Below are 12791 nucleotides of genomic sequence, written 5' to 3'. Positions count from 1 at the left end.
ATGAAGATTCTTTTAAAATTATATTTTAAGCAAAGAAAACCCTGATCGAAAGACCAGGGTTCATATTGTTTTTAAGGTTTTAGTCATCCGAAATATCAAGCGACATTTGAGAATTGTCAATTAAGCTTGGAGGAAGATCTTTTTTGTTTTTAATCCCTAAAGATTTTAGCTTTTGGGTTTGATTAACAAGGTTGTCATTTCCTGTAGAAAGCTGTTTGTAAGCATCATTGTATACGTTTTTAGCCTGATCGAGATTTTTTCCTACTTTTTCCAAGTTTTCAACAAATCCTACAAATTTATCGTACAGTTTTGCACCCCTTTCGGCAATTTCCATTGAGTTTCTGTTTTGATACTCACGTTTCCAAAGGTCTGCGATTAATTTTAATGAAGTAATTAAATTGCTTGGATTCAATAATAAAATTCGTCTTTCATAGGCGTAGTTCCAAAGATTTTGATCAGCCTGCATGGCTGCAATATAGGCGGGTTCGCTCGGGATAAACATCATGACAAAATCCAGTGATTTTCCATAATCGTCGTATGCTTTCTGACTTAACTGATTGATATGGTTTTTAATAGAAGATAAATGCTGATTCAGCTTTATGTGATACACATCCTGATCGTTTTCATCAACAAGTTCCGTAAAAGCAGTCAGAGAGACTTTGGAATCGATGATGACATTTCTTTCATCCGGATATTTTATGACTGCATCAGGACGCATTTTCTTGCCCGAAAATTCTGAGAAAAGTGCTTTGTTGTCTTCATCACGAAGCTCATGCTCGAGAAAATATTCCCTTCCTTTTACTAATCCTGATTTTTCCAGAATACTTTCTAAGATCATTTCACCCCAGTTTCCCTGGGTTTTGCTTTCGCCTTTTAAAGCACGGGTTAACTTTTTGGCATCTTCGGAAATCTGTTGGTTCAGTTCGGCTAATTCTTTTACTTTTTCAGCCAGGGAAAAACGTTCTTTATTTTCCTTTTCATACGCCTCATTAACTCTGTTTTTCAATTCTGAAATTCTTTCCTGAAAAGGCTCAAGAATTGTTTTTAGCTGAGTTTGATTTAATGTGGTGAATTTCTCTGATTTTTCCTCCAGAATCTTGTTGGCAAGGTTTTCAAACTGCAGTTTCGACTCCTCCTGAATTTTTGAAATTTCTTCTTTCTGAGTTGCTAAAGATTTCTGCAAACTTTCATTAATCGCTGAAAGTTCGGAGTTCTTTGCAAATAGATTCTGCTTCTCAATTATAAGATTTTCTATGTTTGAGGACTGTTTTGCATTCAATTGTTTCTGTTCTAAATATTGAGCGTTTAAAGAAGAATGTTCCGCGGAAATCTTTGCAAACTCATTTTTAAAATCATTAAAGACATCATATTGCTGTAAATAAAGTTCTTTCTCTTGGCTCAGATGATGGCTCAGCTCCTGAATTTTCAACTGATAGTTTTCCAGATCGGCTTTGTTTTTAATGAATACATGATTAAGTTCATTATAAGAATTTCTCGAAACCGTTGAAGATCTCAATACAAAATAAACGATGATTGCCCCAAGAATCCCTCCGGCAATGAAGCCTGTCACTAAATATATCATCTCCATTCTCCAAAATTACAAAAAGAAAAAACGATTTGTTTTATGGGAAACCGTAATATTTATTTGAAAAATAATAAATATTAAACATTTTTCGTGGAAGCCAGAATTTCAATATTTTTCACTACATTATTGCTTTCACATTTTTTTAATTCTTTCAATAAAGCTGGTGTCAGAATTTTAGGGTTTAAAATTTGAGTAGCGACTTTTGCAGCGGCGTAATCTACAATCCCAATAACGGATTCTCTTAGAAAATTAGGGGTATTAGAGGCAATAACTGCTGTTGCCCAAGAAGTGTCTCTGGCTTTTGAAATGGCGAAATCCAATACTGCATTATCTTTTCCATTGGAAATTTTGTCAATTAGTTCAACCGGATAGCAGATTTTATTTAATGAATCCTGAACTTTTTGGTTAATGGATGCAATAACATTATTGATATTTTCAAAATCCTTTTTTAAAGGAGTGATTTTGCGGTAAGGCATGATCGATGCTGCGGAGATTCCTAAATCTAAGTTGATGTGTGCATTCATCCCCAGAAAGATATGCTGTAAGATTAGATAATTTTTATTTTTTGTCGCTTCAAAAGCAATATACCAGGAATTTGTGCATTTTTTTCCTTTCGAATAGGCTTCCCAAGCTTCGAGATAACGTGTGGCAAAAGCAATATCCAATTGGGTCATTCTTGGATTATCTTCAAATTTTTTCTGCTGAATACCTTTCAAAACCTGTGCGGTCATGATTCTGTAAGTGCAGGCAAAATATCCGATGGGGCTTTGGTTTTCTTTAGCCCAGATAATAATTTCATCTAATTTTTTTAGAACTTCTTCTATGGTTTTCATTGGGTTTTAGTTTTAATTAAAGATAATAAAAAACCTCACATAATTTTGTGAGGCTTAAATTATTCCTTGTAATAAGTTATTTTGATCGTATCATCTTTTATTTCTAAAATTCCACTTTTGGTGTTTTGAAAATATAATTTTTGATGATTTTCAGATTCTTTTATAATGATGGGTTCAGAGTAAAATAACTTCTCAGGAAGTTTGGCGACAGAATAAAGTTTATTATTTTTCAATTCGGATATGGTTGTTTCCGAAGCATCCCTATTTGAAACAATTGAATATAATTTTTTATTATAAACGAAACTTGTTGCAATCTCTATTCCGCTTGAATCAAGCAATGTTCTTGTTCCTAAGTGAGATTTTGCTTCGTACTCTCTGGTGATAATGTCTGGATGAAAAGTTGGAATTTTATTTGTTGTCTCCATTTTTTCTGGATCAACAATTTCTAAAATACTAGAACTTCCAATCATATGGTTAAAAGAGCTTGAGACATAATATTTTCCACCAATCTTATTTACAGAAACGGGGCAGGTTGCAATAGCATAATGGATAATTCCGGTTTGTTTATTTTTAAAATAGATTGTTCCTCCCTATTCTCCGGAACAACTTTTCCAAACCTCATATTTTTCATCTTTGTAAAGAAATCCTGGGGGATCAAAATATTTGATTTGTTTTAATTCGTCATCAACAAGATTTTTATCGACATTTTCTGTTTCAATTTTAAAAATTGATGATTGTTTATTGCAACTATTTAAGGCAAAAAATAATAAGAGGATAGGGGAGATTCTCATACTTAAGGATTCTCCTTTGAAATTTCTTCATGATGTTTCAAATATAAAGGTAATGCCGCCGAGCCATACCATGGGAAAATTTCATAATTGAAAACTCCAGCCTTAACGGACGGGTCTGTCTTTACCCATTGTTCAGCTTCTTCTTTTGATTTTGTGTTGAAAATAAACATGCCCTCAAAATTTTGTTTATTATCTCCCATAAAAGGTCCGGCAACAACAATTTTACCTTCATCGGCCAATTTTTGAATATTTGCCATATGTCCTTTCATGATTTCGCTCATCTTGGCTTTATCTTCAATTTTTGTGGTTCCGGCTGTCAGCATGATGATGACGTAAGGTTTCATGCCATATTTATCAGCGCCTAACTTTGTGGCTAATTCCTGATTGAATTTCGGTTTTTCTGTTTTTTGAGCAAATGAAAAAAATGCTGCAAAAAGGGAAGCTGTTAAGATAAATTTCTTTTTCATGGTGTTAATTTTTTATTGCTAAAAATTCTTTTGCCAGTTCAATCATTTTTGGATCTCCGGTATATTTTCCGTGTTCATCAGATAATTTTACGGTTGGAATCCATTCTTTGTTTGGAGCCTGAACTCCTATTAATTTCATCACGATATTCATTGGTTTTAAACCCACGTCATTCGTAAGGTTGGTTCCGATTCCAAATGAGATTCCGATTTTTCCTCGGCAGTAATTGGTGATTTCTTCTACTTTTTCAAGATTTAAAGCATCAGAAAAAATAATATATTTAAATAAAGGATTGATTCCATGGCGCTGATAATGAGCAATTGTTTTATCGGCAAATTCCAGCGCATCTCCACTGTCATGTCGAACTCCGTCAAACAATTTTGCAAACTTTTTGTCAAACTGTCGGAAAAAAACATCTGTAGTATATGTATCGGATAGAGCGACTCCCAGGTCTCCACGGTAAACATCTACCCAATGTTCCAGTGCTAATTCATTTGCCATTTTAAAACCATATTCTGCAGCGTGGAACATGAACCATTCATGGGCGTGTGTCCCAATTGGCTTTACTCCATATTTCATGGCAAAATGTACGTTTGAACTTCCGATAAATGTAGAGTCTTTTTTTTGTGTTAAAGCTTCCATCACCAAATTCTGGACTTTGTGAGAATGTCTTCTTCGTGTTCCGAATTCCGCGAAATTGACTCCTAATTTTGCCAATGCATCGGCTTTTTCCAAAGTTTTATTCATTACCACTTCATTGGAATCTCTTTCCATGTGGTTCATTTCGTAATGAAGTTCGCTGATTAAGGCTAATAAAGGAACTTCCCAAAGAATTGTTCTGTACCAAAGTCCTTCAACACTTACAGAAAGTTCTGTTCCTTCCTGGTGTATTTTCACTTCAGACGGATCGTAATGATAACCTTCAAGAAAATCCAGATAAGGAAGATCGATATAGGGGCAGGTTTTTGCCATGAATTTTTTTTCGTCCTTTGTCAGTTTCAGCTCTGCCATTTTGTCGACAGCCTCTCTTAAAGCTGAAGCAAAGCCTTCCGGAAACTGATGTTTTCCTCTGTTGATAAATTCATATTTTACTACAGAACTTGGGAATAATTTTACCACAGCGTTCTGCATGGTAATTTTGTAAAAGTCGTTATCTAAAATAGAGTTTAATCGTACGTTGTGCATAATTGTGTAATTTATACGCAAATTTAATAATTAAAAATAAAATCACCTAAATGTAAGGTGATTTTTTTAATTTTTCTGATAAATTTTGTTTCATGATAGCTGGTAGCTAAAAGAAGGGGTGATGGAAGTTTATTAGAACTTCATAGCATCCGGCTTCATGCTTCCGGCCATATTTATTACTTTCCAAGATATGAGTTATACATCCAGACCTCTTTTTCCTGTTCCGTAATATAGTCACTCATTTGAGAGTTAGTACCTTCATCTCCGGCTTCGTCTGTGATGTCTAAAAGTTCTCTTTGAAGATCAATTACTACTTTGAATGAGTTTAAGATAATCTCTACACTTCTCGTGCCGTCGCTTACTTCCTGGCTTTCTTTGATTGTCGCAACTTTCAGGTAATCTGAATAATTATGAGCAGGAGTTGCCCCTAAAGTTAAAATTCTTTCGGCTATTGCATCGATTTTTAATACCAAGTTATTGTACAGCTCTTCAAATTTAGGGTGAAGAGTGAAAAATTGCTCACCTTTGATATTCCAGTGGGAGCCTCTTGTATTCTGGTAAAATACGGAATAGTTTGCCAAAAGGACATTTAGTTTTTCTGCGATTTTTTTACAGTCGGCTTCTTTAAGGCCGATAATGTTGGAATTTTTCATATTGTATGGTAGTTTATTTCTGATACAAATTTAGGTAAATATAGTGCCGAATTTTCTAATTACTGATTGATGATTCTTATCTTTGAGATTTTTATAATGTATGCGAAAAATAGGGTTTATTTTACTTGTTTATATAAAAAGTCAATTTTCTGTAATTGTAAGGTTAAAGAAAAGTTAAGTCTTTATAGAAAATTGAAAAACAATTCGAGATACCTTAATTAATGATTGCCAATAAAGTTATTAAAATGTCTATCGATACGCATAAGAGTCTGATAAGGGTATTTTGGATTGGTATTGCACTGATTTATATAAGTGTTTTTATTGCTTTATATTACAAAATAATATTGCCGTTCTCCGAATGGACCATTTCGGACTGGCTTATCAATTATGAAGACGGTGGTTTTAAAAGAAGGGGGCTCTTGGGAGGTTTTCTTTTCTTAATCCAAGATTATATTGGAATGAAATTACAAGTTCAGATTCTTTTACTTCAGATTCTGGTGCTCTCGGGTATTTTATTTGGGATGTTTTTATTTACTAAAAAGTATAAAGTTGATTTTTTTTACCTTCTGATAATGATAAGCCCATATATTCTTTGTTTTCCTGCTCTTACTATAAGGAGTGGAGGACGGAGAGAGATTTTGCTTATCCTTTTAGTGATTGGCTATTCTCTGGCTAAAAAAAGTAGAAGTAATGATGTCATCTTGTTGCTTCTCTATCTTATCTTCTTGCTTGTTCATGAATTAGGTTTTTTCTATTTGCCTTTTTTGGTATGGGTTAATTATTTAAAATGGAACAAAATTAATTTTAAATATCTTCTTTGTCTTATAGTTTCTACTTTATTGACTGTTGTTTTGATTTATTTTCTTGGGAGTGATATCAATAATGGTGAAAGTCTGAGTATTTTAAAAGAGAGGGGAGTTGTCTTTAATAAGGAGAATATTTTTGAACTCGAATATTTTTTTGATTTTAATTTTGTTTTAAAGCATAAAATCTCTTTTTTAATTCATATTGCAGAACTTTTTATTATTATTTTCCAGATGGGATATTATATCTATCTATTTAAACGAACTTTTTTTAATACTTATATAATAGGTAATGTGATTTGTGTTCTCTGGGTGGCACCGTTGTTTTATCTTGGTATTGACTGGTTCAGATGGGTTTATATCTATTCGAGCTTGCTATTCGTTATTTTTTCCTGTTCCTGTCTTGAAATTAATGATTTAAAAGGAATTCAATTTAATAAAAATATTATGATCAAACCTATCTATTTAATAGTATCTGTTTTTTTTTATTTATTCATTTTTCTGCACTTGCAGCATGATACTCTCTTTATTTTGATCAAAAAAATATTGACTTGATTAGACATTACACTAACTTTAATTTTTTGTACAACTGCTTGTTAATTAAAAAAATATTACTATTTTTGCACCCTAAAATAAAAAGCAATTAAATGCCTACTATTCAACAATTAGTAAGAAAAGGAAGAGCCACGCTTGCCAAGAAGAGCAAATCGGCTGCCCTTGATTCTTGTCCACAAAGACGTGGTGTATGTACGAGAGTATATACTACTACACCGAAGAAACCAAACTCTGCACTTAGAAAAGTAGCAAGGGTAAGACTTTCTAACGGTAAAGAAGTGAATGCCTATATCCCGGGCGAAGGACATAATCTTCAAGAGCACTCGATAGTATTGGTTAGAGGCGGAAGGGTGAAAGACCTACCGGGAGTACGTTACCACATCGTAAGAGGTGCATTAGACACCGCTGGTGTAAATGGAAGAACACAGAGAAGATCTAAGTACGGTGCTAAGAGACCTAAACCAGGACAAGCTGCTGCAGCTCCTGCAAAAGGAAAGAAAAAATAATCATTAAATAAGGTACAGAAACAATGAGAAAGACGAAAGCGAAAAAAAGACCGTTGTTACCAGATCCAAAGTTTAATGATCAATTGGTAACGAGATTCGTAAACAACCTAATGCTTGACGGTAAGAAGTCAATCGCATTCAAAATTTTCTATGATGCATTGGATATCGTAGAAACTAAAAAAGGAGAAACTGAGAAAACAGCCCTTGAAATCTGGAAAGATGCATTAACAAACGTTATGCCTCACGTAGAAGTACGTTCTAGAAGAGTAGGTGGAGCTAACTTCCAGATTCCTATGCCAATCAGAGCTGATAGAAAAATTTCTATGGCAATGAAATGGTTAATTAGCTACTCTAAAAAGAGAAATGATAAGTCTATGGCTTTGAAATTGGCTAATGAAGTAGTAGCTGCTTCAAGAGAAGAAGGTGCTGCTTTCAAAAAGAAAACAGATACTCACAAAATGGCGGAAGCTAACAAAGCGTTTTCACACTTTAAATTCTAATCTGAAATGGGTAGAGATCTTAAATTTACAAGAAATATTGGTATTGCTGCTCACATCGATGCAGGTAAAACTACCACTACAGAAAGAATTTTATTCTATACAGGTGTAAACCACAAGATTGGAGAAGTTCACGATGGTGCTTCTACAATGGACTGGATGGAGCAGGAAGCAGAAAGAGGTATTACCATTACTTCTGCTGCAACTACTTGTTCTTGGAATTTCCCAACAGACCAGGGAAAACCACTTCCGGAAACTAAACCTTACCACTTCAACATCATCGATACACCGGGACACGTTGACTTCACAGTAGAAGTAAACAGATCTTTGAGAGTATTGGATGGATTGGTATTCTTATTCTCTGCAGTAGATGGAGTAGAGCCTCAGTCTGAAACAAACTGGAGACTTGCTGACAACTACAAAGTTGCTAGAATGGGATTCGTAAACAAAATGGACAGACAAGGTGCTGACTTCCTTAACGTGGTAAACCAAGTTAAAGAAATGTTAGGATCTAACGCAGTTCCAATCGTTTTACCAATCGGTGCTGAAGAAGATTTCAAAGGTGTAGTTGACTTAATTAAAAACAGAGCGATCATCTGGGATGAAGCTGGACAAGGTGCTACTTTCGAGGTAGTTCCAATTCCGGAAGATATGAAGGATGAAGTTCTTGAATACAGAGAGAAATTAGTAGAAGCTGTTTCTGAATATGACGAAACTTTGATGGAGAAATTCTTCGAAGATCCGGATTCAATTACAGAAGAAGAAATCAATGCTGCATTGAGAGCTGCTACTATCGATTTATCTATTATTCCAATGACTTGTGGTTCTTCATTCAAGAACAAAGGAGTACAGTTTATGTTGGATGCAGTATGTAAATACTTGCCTTCTCCATTGGATAAAGATGATATTAAAGGTACTGACCCAAGAACTGATGCTGAAATCACAAGAAAGCCATCTGTAGATGAGCCTTTCGCAGCATTAGCATTTAAAATTGCTACCGATCCTTTCGTAGGAAGATTAGCATTCTTCAGAGCTTACTCTGGAAGATTAGATGCAGGTTCTTATATCTTGAACACGCGTTCAGGAGATAAAGAAAGAATCTCAAGAATCTATCAGATGCACGCTAACAAACAAAACCCGGTAGAATATATTGAAGCTGGAGATATTGGTGCTGCTGTTGGATTCAAATCTATCAAAACTGGTGATACAATGTGTGACGAGAAAAACCCAATCGTTCTTGAATCGATGGTTTTCCCTGATCCGGTAATTGGTATCGCTGTTGAGCCTAAAACTAAAGCTGACCAGGATAAAATGGGTAACGCTCTAGCTAAATTGGCTGAAGAAGATCCTACGTTTACGGTAAGAACTGACGAGGCTTCTGGACAAACGATCATCTCTGGTATGGGTGAGCTTCACTTAGATATCATTGTTGACCGTATGAAGAGAGAATTCAAAGTTGAAGTAAACCAAGGACAACCTCAGGTAGAGTACAAAGAAAACTTAACAAAAGTTGCCAGCCACAGAGAAGTTTACAAAAAGCAGTCTGGTGGTAAAGGTAAGTTTGCTGATATCGTATTTGAACTAGGACCTGCAGACGAAGGTAAAGTTGGTTTAGAATTCATCAATGAGATCAAAGGTGGTAACGTTCCTAGAGAATTTGTTCCTGCAATTGAAAAAGGATTTAAAGCTGCAATGAAGAACGGTCCATTGGCTGGTTTCGAAGTTGAAGGTATTAAAGTTACTCTTAAAGATGGATCTTTCCACGCGGTGGATTCTGATGCACTTTCTTTCGAAATGGCTGCTAAATTAGGATTCAAAGAAGCGGGACGTGCTGCTAAGCCGGTAATTATGGAGCCTATTATGAAATTGGAGGTTGTAACTCCAGAAGAATATATGGGTAACATCATTGGTGACCTTAACAAGAGAAGAGGTACGATCAGTGGTCAGGAAGAAAAGAACGGTGCTGTTGTAATTAAAGGTTCAGTTCCACTTTCTGAAATGTTTGGATATGTTACAACTCTAAGAACACTTTCATCAGGAAGAGCTACTTCTTCTATGGAATTAGAGAAATACCAGGCTACTCCTCAAAACGTTGCTGACGAGATCATCGCTAAAGCAAAAGGTTAATTTTTAAAGTACAAGAAATGTCACAAAGAATCAGAATAAAACTTAAATCTTACGATTACAACTTGGTAGACAAGTCTGCTGAGAAAATCGTAAAAACGGTAAAGGCTACTGGTGCTGTTGTAAACGGTCCAATTCCATTGCCAACGAACAAGAGAATCTTCACGGTGTTGAGATCTCCGCACGTAAACAAGAAAGCAAGAGAGCAGTTCCAATTATCAGCTCACAAGAGACTAATGGATATCTACTCTTCTTCTTCTAAAACTGTTGATGCTCTAATGAAATTAGAACTTCCTTCAGGAGTTGACGTAGAAATTAAAGTGTGATAAATGAGCCTTTTGGCTTATCATATTGATATAAATCCCTTTTCGAAAGAAGAGGGATTTTTTTATTTCTAAGATTAAAATCGTTAATTTGATTTTTAATAAGTACAAATTGCTGAAATGAGTAAAATAGAGCAGATAGCAAATTCATTGGGAATTACAGATGATCAGTATTCTTATAAAACAAATGATTTGGGAGAAGTGATTTCACTGGAAATTTTTGAACCTGAATATGATTATTCGCTGAGTTTTATTAAAATCCATCTGTTGAAATTTGTTTCCTCATTTAAACATCTTGAATTACTGGAAATTGCACTAAGTGATTTTCTGATTGAGAATTTACATGAAATTTCAGATTTAAAATATCTTAAAACTTTACATATTGAATGTGATACAGAAGTGAAAAATCTCAATTTTTTAACTCAAATGAAAGATCTGGAACATTTGTATCTTCAAAGTTCTCAAATTGCTGATCTAAATGGCATAGAGAAACATTCTAAACTCACTCATCTTTTCTTAGGAGATAGTAAAATCAAAAACCTCAATCCCTTAAAAGAACTGATCGGTTTGGATCAATTGGGGATTTTCCATAATCAGATTGAGGATATTTCTGTTTTAAAATACTTGAAAAATCTCAAAGTTCTTTATTTACAGCACAATAATATTGAAGACATATCGGTATTTTCTGAATTTAAAACTATCCGACATCTGGATTTGAGTTTTAATGAAATAAAAAATATTGATTCCGTTAAAGAAAATGTGGATATTCTATATTTGAATATTAATAATAACGAGGTTGATGATATTTCAGTTGTAAAGAATTTTCAGAAGATTAGAGATCTGTCTTTGGCGAATAACAAAATTGAAGACATTTCAGCATTGGAAAATGTAGAATTATTGGAACATTTAAATATTTCAGGAAATAAGATTAAAGAGATTGCGCCTATCAAAAATCATAGAAACCTTAAAATATTTTACACAGGAAATAATCCGCTTGAAGATATCGGAAAAATAGAATTTGCATCACAGTTTACTTATCTCCATCTTGAAAACTCCGGACTCAAAGATATTTCTTTTCTTCTCAATCAGCATAAAATTGTACACCTAATTCTTAATAATAATTCGATCAGACATTTCTCCTCGTTGGAAGGGAAAAACAACCTTAAAGAGATTTATCTCAAGTCAAATAATAATTCGGAAAACTTTCCTATCCATTATTTCTCTGATCTTGAAAAGATTGATCTTACCGGAAATCCTTTCGGAAATCAAATGTTTAGTAGGTATGGAGGTCAGGATCTGAACGGACAAAAAATTGGATTAATGTCTGATCTTGCCAAACTCAATGCAGATTATTATTACAATAAAGGAATGATGGACGAAGCCTTAGCTTATTTTTATTACGAAAATAAGGACTCAAATAAGTATCCCGAAGTTTTTCATATCTATCTTCAAAAAATTTTGGGTACGGCATCTTCGGAAGTGGTTTACATTAAATATTACTTTTCCATAGTTACCAATTTCCTTCGGTTTTATGATAATTTAGATTTTCTTACAGAAGAAAATTATAACCATATTTATTCCAAGATTGATTCAGTGCAAGAGCCAGAAAGATCTTCTATGCTGGAAATTTTATATAAATTAAGGCAAAAGAAAAGAGTAGCTTTTAACTTTAACTATTATGATTTTCATTTCTATGAAGAAAAAATTTCTAATCCTTTTATAAGTGATGAATTGTTGTTTATTAAAGGGAGCATTTCGGTGAAAAGGGATCAATTGATGACCAATCTATACTATTTAAAACTTCTGAAAAAAAGAAGTTCACCATTTTATTTTACGCTTTTGCACAAAATTGAAAATGTATTAAAAATGAATTTTGCTTATACGGAAGAGGAAAGAAAAGAACACGATTATTATCGTTCATTAATACAGAATCTGGACGAGAGCAATATTCCTAAAAATAAAGTGTATTTTTCAAACTCTTATTTTGATAAGCATTATCAATATGCTCATTTTGATCACCCGGAATCTTCTGATAAGAAAAAAGAGAATGGAAAAGGATCAAACGCCATTTTGTGTACTATAGCCATAATTACTTTGTTTGCAATATGTATGGCTGTTAAAAGTTGTCTGAATTTATTTTAGATGTAATTCATATATCCTAATAGTTGCTACTCACAGAATGGTTAACAAAAAACCTTTATATGCTGTTGTAAACGGTCCAATTCCATTGCCAACGAACAAGAGAATCTTCACGGTGTTGAGATCTCCGCACGTAAACAAGAAAGCAAGAGAGCAGTTCCAATTATCAGCTCACAAGAGACTAATGGATATCTACTCTTCTTCTTCTAAAACTGTTGATGCTCTAATGAAATTAGAACTTCCTTCAGGAGTTGACGTAGAAATTAAAGTGTGATAACGAGCACTAAGCTATGATTATATAAAATCCGTTCCTTTCGAGGAACGGATTTTTT

At 33.9% G+C, this 12791-nt stretch carries 13 protein-coding genes; 7 read left to right on the top strand and 6 right to left on the bottom strand.

Annotated elements, in window-relative coordinates; genetic code table 11:
• Window positions 1-79: 79 nt before the first annotated feature.
• From rmuC to BUA89_RS04795, 6 genes are all read right to left on the bottom strand, one after another.
• Window positions 80-1588, bottom strand: a complete 1509-nt coding sequence (gene rmuC, locus BUA89_RS04825) for a DNA recombination protein RmuC (RefSeq protein WP_072953620.1) — start codon at window positions 1586-1588, stop codon at window positions 80-82.
• Between the two features lie 74 nt (window positions 1589-1662).
• Complete coding sequence (locus tag BUA89_RS04820; RefSeq protein ID WP_072953618.1) at window positions 1663-2418, bottom strand: DUF5995 family protein; 756 nt, start codon at window positions 2416-2418, stop codon at window positions 1663-1665.
• Window positions 2419-2477: 59 nt separating this feature from the next.
• Window positions 2478-2888, bottom strand: coding sequence for a hypothetical protein (locus BUA89_RS04815; RefSeq protein ID WP_072953616.1), 411 nt, complete (start codon window positions 2886-2888; stop codon window positions 2478-2480).
• Window positions 2889-3211: 323 nt separating this feature from the next.
• Window positions 3212-3676, bottom strand: coding sequence for a YciI family protein (locus BUA89_RS04805; RefSeq protein WP_072953611.1), 465 nt, complete (start codon window positions 3674-3676; stop codon window positions 3212-3214).
• A gap of 4 nt (window positions 3677-3680) precedes the next feature.
• A complete protein-coding gene (gene pncB, locus BUA89_RS04800) occupies window positions 3681-4859 on the bottom strand; it encodes a nicotinate phosphoribosyltransferase (RefSeq protein ID WP_072953610.1) in 1179 nt (392 codons plus the stop codon).
• A 176-nt stretch (window positions 4860-5035) separates the two neighbouring features.
• Window positions 5036-5512 carry a Dps family protein gene (locus BUA89_RS04795; RefSeq protein ID WP_072953608.1) on the bottom strand — a complete coding sequence of 159 codons (477 nt, stop codon included), beginning with the start codon at window positions 5510-5512 and terminating at the stop codon, window positions 5036-5038.
• 245 nt (window positions 5513-5757) lie between these two features.
• Here BUA89_RS04795 and BUA89_RS04790 point away from each other — a divergent pair, with 245 nt between their 5' ends.
• From BUA89_RS04790 to rpsJ (BUA89_RS04760), 7 genes are all read left to right on the top strand, one after another.
• Window positions 5758-6870 (top strand): hypothetical protein, encoded by a 1113-nt coding sequence (locus BUA89_RS04790; protein ID WP_143152264.1) that lies wholly within the window; start codon window positions 5758-5760, stop codon window positions 6868-6870.
• A gap of 92 nt (window positions 6871-6962) precedes the next feature.
• Window positions 6963-7376, top strand: coding sequence for a 30S ribosomal protein S12 (gene rpsL / locus BUA89_RS04785; protein ID WP_002983146.1), 414 nt, complete (start codon window positions 6963-6965; stop codon window positions 7374-7376).
• A 23-nt stretch (window positions 7377-7399) separates the two neighbouring features.
• The gene (rpsG, locus tag BUA89_RS04780) at window positions 7400-7876 is read left to right on the top strand and encodes a 30S ribosomal protein S7 (RefSeq protein ID WP_027371737.1); all 477 of its coding nucleotides are present in this window, start codon (window positions 7400-7402) and stop codon (window positions 7874-7876) included.
• Window positions 7877-7882: 6 nt separating this feature from the next.
• Window positions 7883-10000: an elongation factor G gene (gene fusA, locus BUA89_RS04775; RefSeq protein ID WP_072953604.1), complete on the top strand. Its 2118-nt coding sequence runs from the start codon at window positions 7883-7885 to the stop codon at window positions 9998-10000.
• A 17-nt stretch (window positions 10001-10017) separates the two neighbouring features.
• On the top strand, window positions 10018-10323 hold the full coding sequence (gene rpsJ, locus BUA89_RS04770; RefSeq protein WP_002661363.1) for a 30S ribosomal protein S10: 306 nt from the start codon (window positions 10018-10020) through the stop codon (window positions 10321-10323).
• Window positions 10324-10440: 117 nt separating this feature from the next.
• Window positions 10441-12462 carry a leucine-rich repeat domain-containing protein gene (locus tag BUA89_RS04765; RefSeq protein ID WP_072953602.1) on the top strand — a complete coding sequence of 674 codons (2022 nt, stop codon included), beginning with the start codon at window positions 10441-10443 and terminating at the stop codon, window positions 12460-12462.
• A 37-nt stretch (window positions 12463-12499) separates the two neighbouring features.
• On the top strand, window positions 12500-12733 hold the full coding sequence (gene rpsJ, locus BUA89_RS04760) for a 30S ribosomal protein S10 (protein WP_083531600.1): 234 nt from the start codon (window positions 12500-12502) through the stop codon (window positions 12731-12733).
• Window positions 12734-12791: the final 58 nt, after the last annotated feature.

The organism is Chryseobacterium arachidis (assembly GCF_900129245.1).
In the GTDB taxonomy this organism is placed as follows: domain Bacteria; phylum Bacteroidota; class Bacteroidia; order Flavobacteriales; family Weeksellaceae; genus Chryseobacterium; species Chryseobacterium arachidis.
This window is presented reverse-complemented; position numbering and strand designations above follow the sequence as displayed.

Bases quoted from the DNA above. Each gene is read 5' to 3' on its own strand.
- BUA89_RS04820 (WP_072953618.1), bottom strand. From the start codon at position 2,418: ATGAAAACCATAGAAGAAGTTCTAAAAAAATTAGATGAAATTATTATC.
- BUA89_RS04815 (WP_072953616.1), bottom strand. From the start codon at position 2,888: ATGATTGGAAGTTCTAGTATTTTAGAAATTGTTGATCCAGAAAAAATG.
- rpsJ (WP_083531600.1), top strand. From the start codon at position 12,500: ATGGTTAACAAAAAACCTTTATATGCTGTTGTAAACGGTCCAATTCCA.
- rpsJ (WP_002661363.1), top strand. From the start codon at position 10,018: ATGTCACAAAGAATCAGAATAAAACTTAAATCTTACGATTACAACTTG.
- pncB (WP_072953610.1), bottom strand. From the start codon at position 4,859: ATGCACAACGTACGATTAAACTCTATTTTAGATAACGACTTTTACAAA.
- rpsG (WP_027371737.1), top strand. From the start codon at position 7,400: ATGAGAAAGACGAAAGCGAAAAAAAGACCGTTGTTACCAGATCCAAAG.
- rmuC (WP_072953620.1), bottom strand. From the start codon at position 1,588: ATGGAGATGATATATTTAGTGACAGGCTTCATTGCCGGAGGGATTCTT.
- fusA (WP_072953604.1), top strand. From the start codon at position 7,883: ATGGGTAGAGATCTTAAATTTACAAGAAATATTGGTATTGCTGCTCAC.
- BUA89_RS04805 (WP_072953611.1), bottom strand. From the start codon at position 3,676: ATGAAAAAGAAATTTATCTTAACAGCTTCCCTTTTTGCAGCATTTTTT.
- BUA89_RS04790 (WP_143152264.1), top strand. From the start codon at position 5,758: ATGTCTATCGATACGCATAAGAGTCTGATAAGGGTATTTTGGATTGGT.
- rpsL (WP_002983146.1), top strand. From the start codon at position 6,963: ATGCCTACTATTCAACAATTAGTAAGAAAAGGAAGAGCCACGCTTGCC.
- BUA89_RS04765 (WP_072953602.1), top strand. From the start codon at position 10,441: ATGAGTAAAATAGAGCAGATAGCAAATTCATTGGGAATTACAGATGAT.
- BUA89_RS04795 (WP_072953608.1), bottom strand. From the start codon at position 5,512: ATGAAAAATTCCAACATTATCGGCCTTAAAGAAGCCGACTGTAAAAAA.